Origin of the sequence: Streptomyces bicolor, from assembly GCF_000719285.1 — a bacterium.
In the GTDB taxonomy this organism is placed as follows: Bacteria; Actinomycetota; Actinomycetes; order Streptomycetales; family Streptomycetaceae; genus Streptomyces; species Streptomyces bicolor.
In genome coordinates this window covers 358,178-374,645 of the sequence record NZ_JOFS01000008.1, presented here as the reverse complement: position 1 = coordinate 374,645, position 16,468 = coordinate 358,178, and the positions used below count along the sequence as shown (strand labels likewise).

Sequence of the window (16,468 nt, the reverse complement as noted above, 5' to 3'; positions counted from 1 at the left end):
GCGCACCTCAAGGGGCGCGACACCGCGGCGGGTTGCTCAGTGCTCGGGTCCCCGGAGCCCCACGGCGTCCGGGGACCCGGTGATGTCAGGCCGTGACCTTCGCCGGCTGCGGGGCCTGCCCGGCCACCCGCTCGCCCAGCCGCTCCGTCGGCACCTTCGCCGTCTCGCGGGCCGAGAGGGCGGCCACGACCGGCGGCACGCACAGGGCGGCGGTGAACAGGGCGACCGCGAACCAGTTGTCGCCGTCCGGCCCTGCGATCTGCGCGGCGAAGGTCACCGCGAAACCGGCGACCGCGAAGCCGATCTGGGTGCCGATCGCCATGCCGGACAGCCGGACCCGGGTGGAGAACATCTCGCCGTAGAGGGACGGCCACACGCCGTTCGCGGCGCTGTAGACCACACCGAAGGTGACGATGCCCAGCAGCAGGGTCAGCGGGTAGGAGCCGGTCGAGATCGACCACAGGTACAGGAACATCATCACCGCGCTGCCGGCCGCGCCGATCAGGTACACCGGCCGACGGCCGATACGGTCCGACAGCGTCGCCCACAGCGGGATCGCGCCGAGCGCGACCAGGTTGGCGAGGGCGCCCACCCACAGCATCGAGGACCTGCTCATCCCGACCGCGTCACTCGTGGCGTACGACAGCGCCCACACCGTGAAGATCGTGCTGACCGAGGCGACCAGCGCACCCCCGATCACCCGCAGCACGTCCGCCCAGTGCTCCCGCATCAGCACCACGAGCGGCAGCTTGGCGACGCCCTCGCCGGCCGCCTGCTGCTCGAAGGCCGGCGTCTCGTCCAGCTTGCGGCGGATGACCCAGCCGGCCACCGCGACCGCGACGCTCAGCCAGAACGGAACCCGCCAGCCCCAGGACATCAGCTGCTCCTCCGGCAGCGCGGCGACCGGGATGAAGACCAGGGTGGCCAGCAGTTGCCCGCCCTGGGTGCCGCTCAGCGTGAAGCTGGTGAAGAAGCCGCGCCGATGGGGTGGCGCGTGTTCCAGGGTCATCGAGTTGGCGCTGGCCTGCTCACCCGCCGCCGAGATGCCCTGGAGGACCCGGCACAGGACCAGCAGGACGGGCGCGAGGGTGCCGACCTGGTCACGGGTCGGCAGACAGCCGATGAGGAACGTCGACACGCCCATCAGGATCAGCGTGAAGACCATGATCTTCTTACGGCCCAGCCGGTCGCCGAAGTGTCCGAGGAACAGCGCCCCGACCGGCCGCGCGGCATACGCCACCCCGAACGTGGCCAGCGACAGCAGGGTCGCCGTCGCCGGGTCGGACTCGTCGAAGAAGACCGCCGGGAAGATCAGCGCGGCCGCGCTGCCGTAGATGAAGAAATCGTAGTACTCGAGGGCGCTGCCGATCCAGGCAGCCATGGCCGCCTTCCTCGGCTGGCCGGGCGGGGCTTGCGGGACGGGGACGGACACGGCGTGCTCCTTCGAGGGAACTCCAACTTAAGCGGAGTGAGCGGAAACGAGGGAAACCAGAACTGGGGAGAGGCGCCGGATCCCGGCTAATTAACCCACTGGATAGTTAGTACGCGATGGCTACGGATGTTGCGCCCACGTTTCCCGGGTGTCAAGGGGTGGTGCCGTACGACCTCAGTCCGTCGTGCGTTCCGCGGTCAGGTAGGCGATGACCATGTCGCCGAGCATCGCGCGATAGTGCTCACGCCGGGCCGGATCCACCAGGTCGCGGCCGAACAGGGCGCCGAAGGTGTGCCGGTTGGAGACCCGGAAGAAGCAGTAGGAGCTGATCATCGCGTGCAGGTCGACGGCGTCGACGTCCGCCGTGAACAGCCCGGACTTCTGGCCCGACTCCAGGATCCGGCGGATCACGTCCAGGGCCGGCGAGCCGATCTTGCCGAGCCTCTCGGAGGCGGCGATGTGCTCGGCCCCGTGGATGTTCTCGATGCTGACCAGGCGGATGAAGTCGGGGTGCTGCTCGTGGTGGTCGAAGGTCAGCTCGGCCAGGCGGCGGATGGCCGCGACCGGGTCGAGGTGCTCGACGTCGAGCTGCTGCTCGGCCTTCCGGATCACGCCGTACGCCCGCTCGAGCACGGCCGTGAACAACTGCTCCTTGCCGCCGAAGTAGTAGTAGATCATCCGCTTCGTGGTGCGGGTGCGGGCGGCGATCTCGTCGACGCGGGCGCCGTCGTAGCCGGCGCGGGCGAACTCCTGCGTCGCGACGTCGAGGATCTCGGCCTTGGTGCGGGCGGCGTCACGGATCCGCCCGTTCGTTCGTGCCGGCTCTTCGACGCTGGTCATCGGGGTTCCTTCGGCGAGGGCGAGCGCGCCCCGGTGGCCCACCCGCGTGCCGGTGATTGTAGAAGCCCTCTTGCCTCGTGTGTCGGGTCAGGCCTTCCCAAGCTCCGGGACCGCCTGCTATGACTAACTCACCAGTTCGTACATTAGTGAGCCGCTCAGGAGGTCCCCCCGGTGGCCAAGGACGCCAAGGACTCGTATCTCGTCGGGCTGATCGGTTCCGGCATCGGCCCCTCGCTCAGCCCGGCGCTGCACGAGCGGGAGGCCGACCGGCAAGGCCTGCGCTATCTGTACCGGCTCATCGACATCGACGCCCTCGGCGTCCCGCCCGAGGTGGTGGGCGACCTGGTGCGGGCCGCCCGTGACCTGGGCTTCGACGGGCTCAACATCACCCACCCGTGCAAGCAGCTCGTCATCGAGCACCTGGACGCGCTCACTCCGCAGGCCGAGGCGCTGGGCGCGGTCAACACCGTCGTCTTCGAGGACGGCCGGGCCGTCGGCCACAACACGGACGTCACCGGCTTCGCCGCGTCGTTCGCGCGCGGGCTGCCCGATGCGCCGCTGGAGCGGGTCGTGCAGCTGGGCGCGGGGGGAGCGGGCGCGGCCGTCGCGCACGCCATGCTGACGCTGGGTGCCGAGCGGGTCACCGTCGTGGACGCGCTGACCGACCGGGCCGCGGGCCTCGCCGGGGCGCTGAACCGGCACTTCGGCCCCGGGCGGGCGGTCGGTGCCGCTCTGGAGGCGCTCCCCGCGCTGATGAGTCGGGCCGACGGCCTCGTGCACGCCACCCCCACCGGCATGGCCGCCCACCCCGGCCTGCCCCTCCGGGCCGAGCTGCTGCACCCGGGCCTGTGGATCGCCGAGGTCGTCTACCGGCCCCTGGAGACCGAGCTCCTGCGTACCGCCCGCGAGCTCGGCTGCGCCACTCTCGACGGTGGCGGCATGGCCGTCTTCCAGGCCGTGGACGCGTTCCGCCTGTTCACCGGACGCGAGCCCGACAGCGCGCGCATGCTCGCGGACATCGCCGAGCTGGCAGGCGCTGTGGGAACCCCGAGCTAGGACCGGACAGGAGAAGAGGTACCGGCATGCGTACGTCCATCGCCACCGTCTCCCTCAGTGGATCCCTCACCGAGAAGCTCACGGCCGCCTCCCGGGCCGGCTTCGACGGTGTGGAGATCTTCGAGAACGACCTGCTGGCCAGCCCGCTGACCCCGGAGGAGATCCGTGCGCGCTGCGCGGATCTGGGGTTGAGCATCGACCTGTACCAGCCCATGCGGGACATCGAGGCCGTCCCCGCCGACGAGTTCGCCCGCAATCTGCGCCGCGCCCGGCACAAGTTCGAGCTGATGCGCAGGCTCGGCGCCGACACCGTCCTCGTCTGCTCCTCGGTCCATCCGCTCGCCGTGGACGACGACGCGCTCGCCGCGTACCACCTGCGCCAACTGGCCGACCTGGCCCAGGAGTTCGGCATTCGCGTCGCGTACGAGGCCCTGGCGTGGGGACGGCACGTCAGCACGTACGACCACGCGTGGCGCATCGTCGAGGCCGCCGACCACCCGGCGCTCGGCACCTGCCTGGACAGCTTCCACATCCTCTCCCGTGGCTCCGATCCCAAGGGCATCGAGGACATCCCCGGCGAGAAGATCTTCTTCCTGCAGCTCGCCGACGCCCCGCTGCTCGCGATGGACGTACTGCAGTGGAGCCGCCACTACCGCTGCTTCCCGGGCCAGGGCGGATTCGATGTGGCGGATCTCGTACGCCGCGTGTTGCACACGGGCTACGGCGGCCCGCTCTCCCTCGAAGTCTTCAACGACGTCTTCCGCCAGGCGGAGGCCGGCCCGACGGCCGTGGACGCCCACCGCTCCCTGCTGGTCCTCCAGGAGGCGGTCGGCGTGGCCACACCGCCCGCCCCCGTCGTCCCCACCGGCGTCGCCTTCGCCGAACTGGTCACGCCGGACGCCGAACCGGTCTCGGCGCTGCTGGGCGCCCTGGGCTTCACCCGCACCGCACGGCACCGCGGCAAGCCGGTCGACCTCTGGCAGCAGGGCGAGGCCCGCGTCCTCGTCAACACGGCGGGTGCCGCACGCCGGGACGGCACCTCACTCGCCGCCATCGGCCTGGAGTCCCCGGACCCGGCCGGCGCGGCCCGCCGCGCCGAGGCGCTCCTGGCACCGGTCCTGCCGCGCCGCCGTGCCGCCGAGGACGCACCGCTCGACGCGGTCGCGGCACCCGACGGCACGGAACTGTTCTTCTGCGCCTCGGGCCGGCCCGAACAGCCCGACTGGCGCGCCGACTTCGCGGACGTGGAGCACGCGGAGCCCGGCACCCCGGGCGTGCACCGCATCGATCACCTCGCCCTCGTCCAGCCCTGGCACCACTATGACGAGGCGACCCTCTTCCACCGCAGCGTCCTCGGCCTGCACGCCCAGGAGAGCGTCGACGTCGCCGACCCGTACGGCCTGATGCGCAGCCGTGCCGTCACCAACCCCGACGGCAGTGTCCGCATCGCCCTGAGCGTCGGGGCGGCGCCCACCGACGACACCGTGCACGCCCAGCACATCGCGCTGGCCACGGACGACGTGGTCGCCGCGGCCCGCCGGTTCCGGGAGGCGGGCGGGCGACTGCTGCCGATCCCCGCCAACTACTACGACGACCTGGCGGCCCGGTACGAGTTCGCGGACGGTGAGCTGGAGACGTATCGCGAGCTGGGCATTCTCTACGACCGTGACGCGTACGGCGAGTTCCGGCACTGCTACACCCCGACCGTCGGCCGCGTCTTCTTCGAGCTCGTGCAGCGGGACGGATATCGGGGGTACGGCGCGCAGAACGCGCCCGTGCGGCTCGCGGCGCAGCACCTGACGCGGTGACCTACTGCCGGCTGACGGTCCGGGTCACGCCGGCGATGACCGTCGTGGCCAGGATCCAGCCGGTGAGGATCAGGACATACGCCAGCGCCTGCTGCCCGCCCTCCGGGGCGAACGCCTGTTCCTGGCCGAAGGAGATCACCGGCAGCAGCAGGTCGAGCGTGTAGAACACCGCGTTGAACTGCGGTGCCTCGTCCGCCTTCAGCGCGGGGGGCGCGTCCACCGCGAACGTGACCGAGCCGACGGCGAGCAGGGACAGCAGCCAGCCGAGCGCGCGCATCGGCCGGAAGCCGTAGCCGACGGTGGCGTCCTGGACGTGGCCCCACAGACGGCCGTACCAGGGCAGGGTGGTGCGGTGGTGGCGCTGCTTGGCGAGCTGGACCAGACGGGCGGCGTGGTCGTCGCCGGTACGGCGGTACGACGCGGTCAACTGCTCGTATCCGTGCGGGTCGAAGGTGTCCTCGTCCCGCTCCAGCATGGGCAGCCGTTGCTCCGGCGGCACATGGGGGGTGAGGGACGTGTAGGTGAGGTCAAGGAGGCGGACGTGGTCCGGGAGCATCTCCGGCTCCAGGTTGAGGTGCTCTATCTGCGAGCGGCGCAGGTTGAGCATGCCCTCGATCGGCGGGCCCTTGCGCAGCCACACCTCGCCGATGACACAGCTGCTCGCGCGCATCGCGGTGCCACCGGGGTTGGACAGCCGGCTGTAGAGCAGGTCGAGGCGCCCGGGGATGCGGGCGCCGCGCATGTCGACGCGGCCATGTGCGCTCAGCCGCCTGCCGAGGACGTTCGCGCCCACCTCGAGGGCCTCGGCGTTGAGGACGAAGCCGCCGGGGTGACGGAGCTCGGCCTCCTCCAGCCGGAGCGAGCCACTGATGGTGGCGCCGTTGAGACGGATCTCGCCCTGTGTGCGCAGCCGGGACGCGCACAGGTCCTCCCCGACGGTCACCTGGTGCAGTTGCAGGACCGGACGCTCGGTTCCCTCGGGCGCGGTGACCTCGGCACGCTCCAGATACAGCGCCCCGGCGACCTGCGCCCCGCCGAGCCGCACGTGCCCCGTGAACCGGCATTCCGTCAGCCGCAGTCCGCCGTCGACCCGGACCCGCGCGGACGCCAGACCGGGCAGGCGGGACCCGGTCAGGTTGAGGTACTTCAGCTGGGCGCCGGAGACATCAAGGACCTCGTCGAAGTGGCAGTGACTCAGGCGTACGACGCTCTCCACCGTCGCGTACCGCAGGTCCAGCACGCCGGTGATCCGCGCGCCCGCCACCTTGAGGGCGGCGACCTCCCCGCTCTCCACCGGGCCGTCGAGCAGCAGAGCCCGCAACACCGAGGCGCGGACGGTCCGTTGGTCCCCCCAGTCGGCGCCCGGGACCGCGCTCTCGTCCTCCGCCGTGCGGAAGTCCACTGCCTGGCCCCTGGGAAAAGCCTGCCAAACCCGCAGCTCGGCCGGCGTCAGATCGTTGATCTCCATCAGCCGGGACTCTGACGCCGGCCGCCGAACCTGTCAACTCGCCGCCGACCGGCTCAGGAAGGACACTGGAAGGCGAGGAGATCAGGCGCTGGTGTTCCTCCCCCACTGCCTAAAGGGCGTGGGAGGTGCCCCCACCGCGATCACCGGCCGACCGTGCTCCGTCGACACGCCGTACTCCCTCCCCCAGAGGGGGGACCCTCAGTGCAGGTCGGGGTCCGGTACGGCCCCGGTGACGCCCGCCAGTTCGGCGGTGCGGACGGCGCGGCGCAGCGGGCTGGTGAGCGCCAGGGAGAAGGTCCGGCCGGACAGGAGCGGGGCGAGGGACTTGGCCTGTTCCTCGCCGTCCTGGGTGAGGGGCAGGTCGGTCCAGCTGGTGTGCTGTCCCGACCTGCTTCACTCCGTCTCGCCGTTGCGGACGAGCAGAAGATCCCCCACTGCCGGCTACTTCTTCGACTCGACGGCGTGCCCGCCGAACTGGTTGCGCAGCGCCGCGATCATCTTCATCTGCGGGGAGTCGTCCTGGCGGGACGCGAACCGGGCGAAGAGCGAAGCGGTGATCGCGGGCAGCGGCACCGCGTTGTCGATGGCCGCCTCCACGGTCCACCGGCCCTCGCCGGAGTCCTCCGCATAGCCGCGCAGCTTCTCCAGGTGCTCGTCCTCGTCGAGGGCGTTCACCGCGAGGTCCAGCAGCCAGGAGCGGATCACGGTGCCCTCCTGCCAGGAGCGGAACACCTCACGGACGTTGTCCACCGAGTTGACCTTCTCCAGGAGCTCCCAGCCCTCGGCGTAGGCCTGCATCATGGCGTACTCGATGCCGTTGTGGACCATCTTCGAGAAGTGCCCGGCACCGACCCGGCCGGCGTGGACGTAGCCGTAGGGGCCCTCCGGCTTGAGCGCCTCGAAGATCGGCTGCAGCCGCTCCACGTGCTCCTTGTCGCCGCCGACCATCAGCGCGTAGCCGTTCTGCAGGCCCCACACGCCGCCGGAGACGCCCGCGTCGACGAAGCCGATGCCCTTGATGCCGAGTTCGGCGGCGTGCTTCTCGTCGTCGGTCCAGCGGGAGTTGCCGCCGTCGACGACCGTGTCGCCGGGCGACAGCAGGTCCTTGAGCTCGTCGATGACGGTCTGGGTGGCGGTGCCGGCCGGGACCATCACCCAGACCGTGCGCGGCGCGTCGAGCTGCTGGACCAGCTCTTCGAGGCTCCCGACGTCGGAAACGTCGGGGTTGCGGTCGTAGCCGATGACGGTGTGGCCGGCGCGGCGGATGCGCTCGCGCATGTTGCCGCCCATCTTGCCGAGACCGATGAGACCGAGCTTCATGTCAGTTCACTTCCTTGAGATCACGGTAGGCGGCCACGAGGGCGGCGGTGGAGGCGTCGAGACCGGGGACATCGGCGCCCTCGGTCAGGGCGGGCTCGACCCGCTTGGCGAGGACCTTGCCCAGCTCCACGCCCCACTGGTCGAAGGAGTCGATGTTCCACACGGCGCCCTGGACGAAGACCTTGTGTTCGTAGAGGGCGACCAGCTGGCCGAGGACCGACGGGGTCAGCTCGGGGGCGAGGATCGTGGTGGTCGGGTGGTTGCCCAGGAAGGTGCGGTGCGGCACCTGCTCCTCGGGCACGCCCTCCGCGCGCACCTCGTCCGCCGTCTTGCCGAAGGCGAGCGCCTGGCCCTGCGCGAAGAGGTTCGCCATCAACAGGTCGTGCTGCGCCTTGAGTTCGTCGCTCAGCTCGGCGACCGGCCGGGCGAAGCCGACCAGGTCGGCCGGGATCAGCCGGGTGCCCTGGTGGATCAACTGGTAGTAGGCGTGCTGCCCGTTGGTGCCGGGCGTGCCCCACACCACCGGACCGGTCTCCCAGCCCACGCGCCGGCCCTCGCGGTCCACCGACTTGCCGTTGGACTCCATGTCCAGCTGCTGCAGGTACGCCGTGAACTTCGACAGGTAGTGCGAGTACGGCAGCACCGCATGCGACTCGGCACCGAAGAAATTGCCGTACCAGATGCCCAACAGGCCCAGCGTCAGCGGGGCGTTGGCCTCGGCGGGCGCGCTCTTGAAGTGCTCGTCGACGATGCGGAAGCCGTCGAGCATCTCCCGGAAGCGCTGCGGGCCGATGGCGATCATCAGCGAGAGCCCGATCGCCGAGTCGTACGAGTACCGTCCGCCGACCCAGTCCCAGAACTCGAACATGTTGTCCGGGTCGATGCCGAACTCGGTGACCTTGCCGGCGTTGGTCGACAGGGCGACGAAGTGCTTGGCGACCGCCTTGTCTTCGCCGCCGAGACCGGCCAGCAGCCAGGAACGGGCCGACGTGGCGTTGGTGATCGTCTCGATCGTGGTGAACGTCTTGGACGCGACGATGAACAGCGTCTCCGCCGGATCCAGGTCCCGGACCGCCTCGTGCAGGTCGGCACCGTCCACGTTGGAGACGAACCGGAACGTCAACTCCCGTGCCGTGAACGGGCGCAGAGCCTCGTACGCCATGGCGGGACCGAGGTCGGAGCCGCCGATGCCGATGTTCACGACGTTGCGGATACGGCGGCCCGTGTGGCCGGTCCACTCGCCGGAGCGGACGCGGTCGGCGAACGCGCTCATCTGGTCGAGCACCGCGTGCACCTTGGGCACGACGTTCTCGCCGTCCACCTCGACCACCGCGTCCCTCGGCGCCCGCAGCGCGGTGTGCAGCACCGCCCGGTCCTCGGTGACGTTGATCCTCTCGCCGCGGAACATGGCGTCGCGCAGCCCGAACACATCGGTGGCGGTGGCCAGTTCCCGCAGCAGGGCGAGGGTCTCGTCGTTGATCAGGTGCTTGGAGTAGTCGATGCGCAGATCGCCGACCCGCACGACGTACCGCTCGGCGCGGGAGGGATCGGCGGCGAACAGCTCCCGCAGCCGCGGGCGCTGCAGCACGTCCGCGCGGTGGTCCGCCAGGGCCGCCCATTCGGGGCGCTGGGTGAGCACGGGAGTCTCAGTCATGGGAGGGCGTCTCCTTGGTGCTCTCGCCCCGCAGGGCGACGGCGTACATCTCGTCCGCGTCGAGGCGCCTGAGCTCCTCGGCGATGAGTTCGGAGGTGGTGCGGACCTTCAGCGCGAGGGTGCGCGACGGCTGGCCCGGCAGGTGCAGCGTGGCCAGCGGGCCCTCGGGGCGGTCGATGACGATCTCGCCGTTCTCGGTGCCCAGGCGCACGCCCGTGACGACCGGTCCGGCGGTGACGACGCGCTCGGCGGTGACATGGAGGCGGGCCTCCAGCCAGCGGGCCAGCAGCTCGGCGGCCGGGTTGTCGGCCTCGGCCTCCACGGCCGCCGAGACGATCGGCACCCGGGCCTGGTCCAGGGCCGCCGCGAGCATGGAACGCCAGGGGGTGAGCCGGGTCCAGGCGAGGTCGGTGTCGCCGGGCGCGTAGGAGCGGGCGCGCATCTCCAGGTCCGACAGCGGCGTCTCGGTGGTGTACAGGTCGGTGATCCGGCGCTGGGCGAGCGCGCCCAGCGGGTCCTTCGAGGGGTTCTCGGGCGCGTCCACCGGCCACCACACCACGACCGGGGCGTCCGGCAGCAGCAGCGGCAGCACCACCGAGTCGGCGTGCTCGGACACCTCGCCGTACATGCGCAGCACGACCGTCTCGCCGGTGCCGGCGTCGGCGCCCACCCGGACCTCGGCGTCGAGATGGGAGCGGGTGCGGTCGCGCGGGGTGCGGGCGTGCCGCTTGATGACGACCAGGGTGCGCGCGGGGTGCTCGTGCGAGGCCTCCTCCGCCGCCTTGATCGAGTCGTACGCGTTCTCCTCGTCCGTGACGATGACCATCGTCAGGACCATGCCCACGGCCGGTGTGCCGATCGCGCGGCGGCCCTGCACCAGCGCCTTGTTGATCTTGCTTGCCGTGGTGTCGGTCAGGTCGATCTTCATGGCCTGCGCCAGCTCCGTCCGTCTCGTGCGAGCATCTCGTCGGCTTCCTCGGGTCCCCAGCTCCCGGACGCGTACCGCGCCGGCTTGCCGTGCCTGTCCCAGTACTCCTCGATCGGGTCGAGGATCCTCCAGGACTCTTCCACTTCCTGGTGACGGGGGAACAAATTGGCGTCCCCGAGGAGGACATCCAGGATGAGCCGCTCGTACGCCTCGGGCGAGGACTCCGTGAAGGACTCGCCGTACGCGAAGTCCATCGTCACGTCCCGGATCTCCATCGAGGTGCCCGGCACCTTGGAGCCGAACCGCACCGTCACACCCTCGTCCGGCTGGACCCGGATGACGATGGCGTTCTGGCCGAGCTCCTCGGTGGCGGTGGAGTCGAACGGGGAGTGCGGCGCCCGCTGGAAGACGACGGCGATCTCCGTGACCCGCCGCCCGAGCCGCTTGCCGGTGCGCAGGTAGAACGGCACGCCCGCCCAGCGCCGGTTGTCGATGTTCAGCTTGATGGCGGCGTACGTGTCGGTCTTCGACTTCGGGTCGATGCCGTCTTCCTGCAGATACCCCAGTACCTGCTCACCGCCCTGCCAGCCGCCCGCGTACTGCCCGCGCACGGTGTGCTCGCCCAGGTTCTCCGGCAGCTTCACCGCCTTGAGCACCTTCAGCTTCTCGGTGAGCAGCGACGCCGCGTCGAAGGCGGCCGGCTCCTCCATCGCGGTGAGCGCCATCAGCTGGAGCAGGTGGTTCTGGATGACGTCACGGGCCGAGCCGATGCCGTCGTAGTAGCCCGCCCGGCCGCCGATGCCGATGTCCTCGGCCATCGTGATCTGGATGTGGTCGACGTACGACCGGTTCCAGATCGGCTCGAACATCTGGTTCGCGAAGCGCAGCGCCAGGATGTTCTGGACGGTCTCCTTGCCCAGGTAGTGGTCGATGCGGAAGACCTGCTCCGGGTCGAACACGTCGTGCACGATCGCGTTCAGCTCACGGGCGCTCGCGAGGTCGCTGCCGAAGGGCTTTTCGATGACCGCGCGCCGCCACGACCCCTCGGGGGCGTCCGCCAGGCCGTGCTTCTTCAGCTGCTGGACGACCTTCGGGAAGAACTTCGGCGGTACGGAGAGATAGAAGGCGTAGTTTCCGCTCGTGCCGCGCGCCGCGTCCAGCTCGTCGACCGTCCGGCGCAGCTTGTCGAACGCCGTGTCGTCGTCGAAGTCGCCCGGGATGAACCGCATGCCGTCGGAGAGCTGCTGCCAGACCTCCTCGCGGAACTCGGTGCGGGCGTGCTCGCGCACCGAGTCGTGCACGATCTGCGCGAAGTCCTCGTCCTCCCAGTCCCGGCGGGCGAACCCGACGAGCGAGAAGCCCGGCGGCAGCATCCCGCGGTTGGCGAGGTCGTACACGGCCGGCATCAGCTTCTTCCGGGACAGGTCGCCGGTGACACCGAAGATGACGAGCCCGGACGGGCCCGCGATACGGGGGAGGCGGCGGTCGCGGGGGTCGCGCAGGGGGTTGTCCCAGTCGTGGTCCCAGTCGGAGGTCATGCTGCGTCAGCTCCCTTGCTGCTGAGCGACTTCTTCACGGCGTTCAACAGGTCCTGCCACGCCACCTCGAACTTGGCGACGCCCTCGTCCTCCAACCGGGTGACGACCTCGTCGTACGAGATACCCAGCGACTCCACGGCGGCCAGGTCGGCGCGGGCCTGCGCGTAGCCGCCGGTGACCGTGTCGCCGGTGATCTCGCCGTGGTCGGCGGTGGCGTTCAAGGTGGCCTCGGGCATCGTGTTGACGGTGCCGGGGGCGACCAGTTCGTCGACGTACAGGGTGTCCTTGTACGCCGGGTCCTTCACCCCCGTCGAGGCCCACAGCGGGCGCTGCTTGTTGGCCCTGGCGCCGGCGAGAGCGGTCCAGCGGTCACCGCCGAAGACCTCCTCGTACGCCTCGTAGGCGAGGCGCGCGTTGGCGAGGGCCGCCTTCCCCTTGAGCGCGAGGGCCTCGTCCGTGCCGATCGCCGTCAGCCGCTTGTCGATCTCGGTGTCGACGCGGGAGACGAAGAAGGAGGCCACGGAGTGGATGCCGGACAGGTCCACGCCGTTCGCGGCCGCCTTCTCCAGGCCGGCCAGGTAGGCGTCCATGACCGCGAGGTAGCGCTCCAGGGAGAAGATCAGCGTGACGTTGACGCTGATGCCGAGGCCGATGACCTCGGTGATCGCCGGGAGGCCCGCCCTGGTCGCCGGGATCTTGATCATCACGTTGGGCCGGTCGACCAGCCAGGCGAGCTGCTTGGCCTCGGCGATCGTGGCCGCCGTGTGGTGCGCCAGACGCGGGTCGACTTCGATGGAGACCCGGCCGTCCCGGCCGCCGGTGGCCTCGTACACGGGCCGCAGGAGGTCGGCGGCGGCGCGGACGTCGGCGGTGGTCATCATGCGCACGGCCTCGTCCACCGTGACGCCCCGCGCCGCGAGGTCGGCGAGCTGCTCCTCGTAGCCCTCGCCGGAGCCGATGGCGGCCTGGAAGATGGACGGGTTGGTGGTGACGCCGACGACGTTCCTGTGCGCGATCAGCTCGGCGAGGTTGCCGGACGCGATCCGCTTGCGCGAGAGGTCGTCCAGCCAGATCGAGACGCCTTCGTCGGAGAGGCGCTTGAGGGTGCCCGCGGTCGCGGTTGCTTCGGTGGTCACTGTGCTCATCTTCCTTCTGGCGATCGGATCAACCGCGGGCGGCGGTGAGGGATTCCCGCGCGGCGGCCACGACGTTCTCGGGGGTGAAGCCGTACTCGGCGAACAGGGTCTTGGCGTCGGCGGAGGCGCCGAAGTGCTCCAGCGAGACGATGCGCCCGGCGTCGCCCACGAACCGGTACCAGGTGAGCCCGATCCCGGCCTCGACGGCGACCCGCGCCTTCACGGCGGGCGGCAGGACGCTCTCCCGGTACTCGCGCGGCTGCTCCTCGAACCACTCCACGGACGGCATCGAGACGACACGGGTACCGATCCCCTCGGCCTCCAACACCTCCCGCGCGGCGACGGCGAGCTGGACCTCGGACCCGGTGGCGACGATGACGACCTCGGGAGTCTCGGTCGAGGACTCCCGCAGGACGTAACCCCCCTTGGCCGCATCGGAGTTGGGCGCGTACGTCGGGACGCCCTGACGGGTGAGCGCCAGGCCGTGCGGGGCCGGGCCGGTGGCGTGCCGGCGGAGGATCTCGGCCCAGGCGATGGCGGTCTCGTTGGCGTCGGCGGGGCGGACGATGTTCAGGCCCGGGATGGCGCGCAGCGAGGCCAGGTGCTCGACCGGCTGGTGGGTCGGGCCGTCCTCGCCGAGGCCGATGGAGTCGTGCGTCCAGACGTACGTCACCGGCAGCTGCATCAGGGCGGACATGCGTACGGCGTTGCGCATGTAGTCGGAGAACACCAGGAACGTTCCGCCGTAGATGCGGGTGTTGCCATGCAGGGCGATGCCGTTCATCTCCGCGGCCATCGAGAACTCACGGATGCCGAAGTGGACGGTACGGCCGTACGGGTCGGCCTCCGGCAGCGGGTTGCCCTCGGGAAGGAACGAACTCGTCTTGTCGATGGTGGTGTTGTTCGACCCGGCGAGGTCGGCGGAACCGCCCCACAGCTCGGGGATGGCGGCGCCCAGTGCCTGGAGCACCTTGCCGGAGGCGGCGCGGGTGGCGACCGACTTGCCCTCCTCGAAGACCGGGAGCGCGTCCTGCCAGCCCTCGGGCAGCTGGCCGGCGACGATCCGGTCGAACAACGCGGCGCGTTCGGCGTTGGCGGCCCGCCACGTGCCGAGCTGCTTGTCCCAGGCGGCGTGCGCCTCGGCGCCCCGGTCGAGGGCCCGGCGGGTGTGGGCGAGGACCTCGTCGGCGACCTCGAAGGACTGCTCGGGGTCGAAGCCGAGGATGCGCTTGGTGGCGGCGATCTCCTCCGCGCCGAGTGCGGAGCCGTGCGAGGCCTCGGTGTTCTGCGCGTTCGGGGCGGGCCAGGCGATGATCGTGCGCATCGCGATGATCGAGGGACGCTCGGTCTCGGCCTGCGCCGCCCTGAGCGCCCCGTACAGCGCGGCGACGTCGATGTCGCCGCCCAGCGCGGGCTCGATCCGCTGCACGTGCCAGCCGTACGCCTCGTACCGCTTCAGCACGTCCTCGGAGAACGCCGTCGCCGTGTCGCCCTCGATCGAGATGTGGTTGTCGTCGTACAGGAAGACCAGGTTGCCGAGCTTCTGGTGGCCGGCGAGCGAGGAGGCCTCGGCGGAGACGCCCTCCTGAAGGTCGCCGTCGGAGACGATCGCCCAGATGGTGTGGTCGAACGGGGACTCGCCCTGCGGGGCGTCCGGGTCGAACAGGCCGCGCTCGTAGCGGGCGGCCATCGCCATGCCGACCGCGTTGGCGACCCCCTGGCCCAGCGGGCCGGTGGTGGTCTCGACGCCGGCGGTGTGGCCGTACTCGGGGTGGCCCGGCGTCTTCGAGCCGTGGTTCCGGAACGCCTTCAGGTCGCCGAGCTCCAGCTCGTACCCGGCGAGGAAGAGCTGGGTGTAGAGGGTCAGCGAGGTGTGGCCGGGGGAGAGGACGAAACGATCCCGACCGGTCCACTCAGGGTCGGCGGGATCGTGGCGCATCACCTTCTGAAAGATCGTGTACGCGGCCGGGGCGAGGCTCATCGCGGTGCCCGGGTGGCCGTTGCCGACTCGCTGTACGGCATCCGCGGCCAAGAGGCGCGCGGTGTCGACGGCACGCCGGTCGAGTTCGGTCCATTCGAAGCTGTCCGGTGTCTGCGTGCTCATCTTCAAAAAGTCCTCGATCGGAGCGAAGTGGCTGGTCCAACGCGTTCAAAAGTAAAAGTCTGACTTTTACGAGGGAAGGTCGGCGTGTGCCAGGCTGTGGTGAAAGTGGGACACCGCGAGGAGTGCCGCGCACGGCTGAGCGAGGGGCGCGCACGACTGAGACGGCACGAGACGGACATGGCGGGTATGGCGGATATGGCGGACGCAAGGGTTCAAGGTGGCGACGCCATACGGACGTTTCCCTTCCCGGCCGATCTGAGCGTCCTCGGCGTCGGCATACAGGTCGGCCGGATGGGCACGGGCCGCACCTGGCACGCCGCCGACGCACCGCTGGAGCGGGTGCACCGCATCGACTTCCATGTCGTGATGCTCTTCAGCGAGGGCCCCGTCCACCACATGATCGACTTCGCCGAGTACGAGGCGAACGCCGGTGACCTGCTGTGGATCCGCCCCGGCCAGGTCCACCGCTTCTCCGGTACCGCCGACTACCGGGGCACCGTCCTGACCATGCAGCCCGGCTTCCTGCCGCGTGCCACGGTGGAGGCGACCGGGCTCTACCGCTACGACCTGCCGCCCCTGCTGCGCCCTGACGACGCTCAGCTCACCGCCCTCCGGTCCGCGCTGGAACAGCTCCAACGCGAGTACGAGGACACGACGACGTTGCCGCTGAGCCTGCACACGGCTGTGCTGCGGCACTCGCTGACGGCGTTCCTGCTGCGCCTGGCCCATCTCGCCGCGAGCTCCGCGGAGGCCGCGCGCGGGCAGGGGGATACGACGTTCACGCTGTTCCGGGATGCGGTGGAGCGGGGGTTTGCCACCAATCACAGTGTGAGTGCGTATGCCGATCAGCTGGGCTACTCCCGGAGAACCCTGGTTCGTGCGGTGCGCGCCGCCACCGGTGAGACACCCAAGGGGTTCATCGACAAGCGCGTGGTGCTGGAGGCGAAGCGGCTGCTTGCCCACACGGACATGCCCATCGGGCGAGTTGGAGCGGCGGTGGGGTTTCCGGACGCCGCGAACTTCTCCAAGTTCTTCCAGCAACACACCGAGATGACACCGGCGGTGTTCCGGGCGGAACTGCGGTGAGCACTCCGCAGGACGAGGAAGCCGAAGTGGTGGCGTACCGCCGGAACGACTGACCGATGCCCCGCGAGGAAGGGAGAGACCTCGCGGGGCATCGCCAA

The 16,468-nt window shown here is 70.4% G+C and carries 12 protein-coding genes and 1 pseudogene; 3 read left to right on the top strand and 10 right to left on the bottom strand.

What is annotated here, in order from left to right; all coding sequences use genetic code 11:
* Positions 1-85: 85 nt before the first annotated feature.
* Together IF78_RS0113055 and IF78_RS0113050 are read right to left on the bottom strand one after the other, a co-directional pair.
* Positions 86-1,381 (bottom strand): MFS transporter, encoded by a 1,296-nt coding sequence (locus IF78_RS0113055; RefSeq protein WP_051827766.1) that lies wholly within the window; start codon positions 1,379-1,381, stop codon positions 86-88.
* 225 nt (positions 1,382-1,606) lie between these two features.
* Entirely contained in the window at positions 1,607-2,272 is a 666-nt protein-coding gene (locus tag IF78_RS0113050) for a TetR/AcrR family transcriptional regulator (RefSeq protein WP_031480733.1), read from the bottom strand.
* Between the two features lie 171 nt (positions 2,273-2,443).
* Here IF78_RS0113050 and IF78_RS0113045 point away from each other — a divergent pair, with 171 nt between their 5' ends.
* Positions 2,444-3,328 carry a shikimate dehydrogenase gene (locus IF78_RS0113045; RefSeq protein ID WP_031480735.1) on the top strand — a complete coding sequence of 295 codons (885 nt, stop codon included), beginning with the start codon at positions 2,444-2,446 and terminating at the stop codon, positions 3,326-3,328.
* Positions 3,329-3,354: 26 nt separating this feature from the next.
* Positions 3,355-5,136 (top strand): bifunctional sugar phosphate isomerase/epimerase/4-hydroxyphenylpyruvate dioxygenase family protein, encoded by a 1,782-nt coding sequence (locus tag IF78_RS0113040; RefSeq protein WP_031480737.1) that lies wholly within the window; start codon positions 3,355-3,357, stop codon positions 5,134-5,136.
* 1 nt (position 5,137) lies between these two features.
* Here the strand turns inward: IF78_RS0113040 and IF78_RS0113035 are convergent, their stop codons facing one another.
* The 8 genes and pseudogenes from IF78_RS0113035 to tkt form a co-directional block, all read right to left on the bottom strand.
* On the bottom strand, positions 5,138-6,604 hold the full coding sequence (locus tag IF78_RS0113035; RefSeq protein ID WP_031480739.1) for a hypothetical protein: 1,467 nt from the start codon (positions 6,602-6,604) through the stop codon (positions 5,138-5,140).
* A gap of 201 nt (positions 6,605-6,805) precedes the next feature.
* A pseudogene (locus IF78_RS46025) lies at positions 6,806-7,039 on the bottom strand (histidine phosphatase family protein); the annotation flags it as partial.
* Positions 7,040-7,045: 6 nt separating this feature from the next.
* Entirely contained in the window at positions 7,046-7,924 is an 879-nt protein-coding gene (gene gnd, locus IF78_RS0113030; RefSeq protein WP_031480741.1) for a phosphogluconate dehydrogenase (NAD(+)-dependent, decarboxylating), read from the bottom strand.
* Position 7,925: 1 nt separating this feature from the next.
* Entirely contained in the window at positions 7,926-9,578 is a 1,653-nt protein-coding gene (gene pgi, locus IF78_RS0113025) for a glucose-6-phosphate isomerase (protein WP_031480743.1), read from the bottom strand.
* A complete protein-coding gene (gene opcA / locus IF78_RS0113020; protein WP_031480745.1) occupies positions 9,571-10,506 on the bottom strand; it encodes a glucose-6-phosphate dehydrogenase assembly protein OpcA in 936 nt (311 codons plus the stop codon). Before opcA ends, pgi begins: the two co-directional genes overlap by 8 nt.
* Positions 10,503-12,044 (bottom strand): glucose-6-phosphate dehydrogenase, encoded by a 1,542-nt coding sequence (gene zwf, locus IF78_RS0113015; protein ID WP_031480747.1) that lies wholly within the window; start codon positions 12,042-12,044, stop codon positions 10,503-10,505. Before zwf ends, opcA begins: the two co-directional genes overlap by 4 nt.
* The gene (gene tal, locus IF78_RS0113010) at positions 12,041-13,189 is read right to left on the bottom strand and encodes a transaldolase (protein ID WP_031480749.1); all 1,149 of its coding nucleotides are present in this window, start codon (positions 13,187-13,189) and stop codon (positions 12,041-12,043) included. Before tal ends, zwf begins: the two co-directional genes overlap by 4 nt.
* 19 nt (positions 13,190-13,208) lie before the next feature.
* Positions 13,209-15,284, bottom strand: coding sequence for a transketolase (gene tkt, locus IF78_RS0113005; protein ID WP_031480751.1), 2,076 nt, complete (start codon positions 15,282-15,284; stop codon positions 13,209-13,211).
* Positions 15,285-15,479: 195 nt separating this feature from the next.
* On the opposite strand from tkt, the gene IF78_RS0113000 reads away from it, so the two are divergent.
* The gene (locus IF78_RS0113000; protein WP_031480753.1) at positions 15,480-16,370 is read left to right on the top strand and encodes a helix-turn-helix transcriptional regulator; all 891 of its coding nucleotides are present in this window, start codon (positions 15,480-15,482) and stop codon (positions 16,368-16,370) included.
* Positions 16,371-16,468 lie beyond the last annotated feature (98 nt).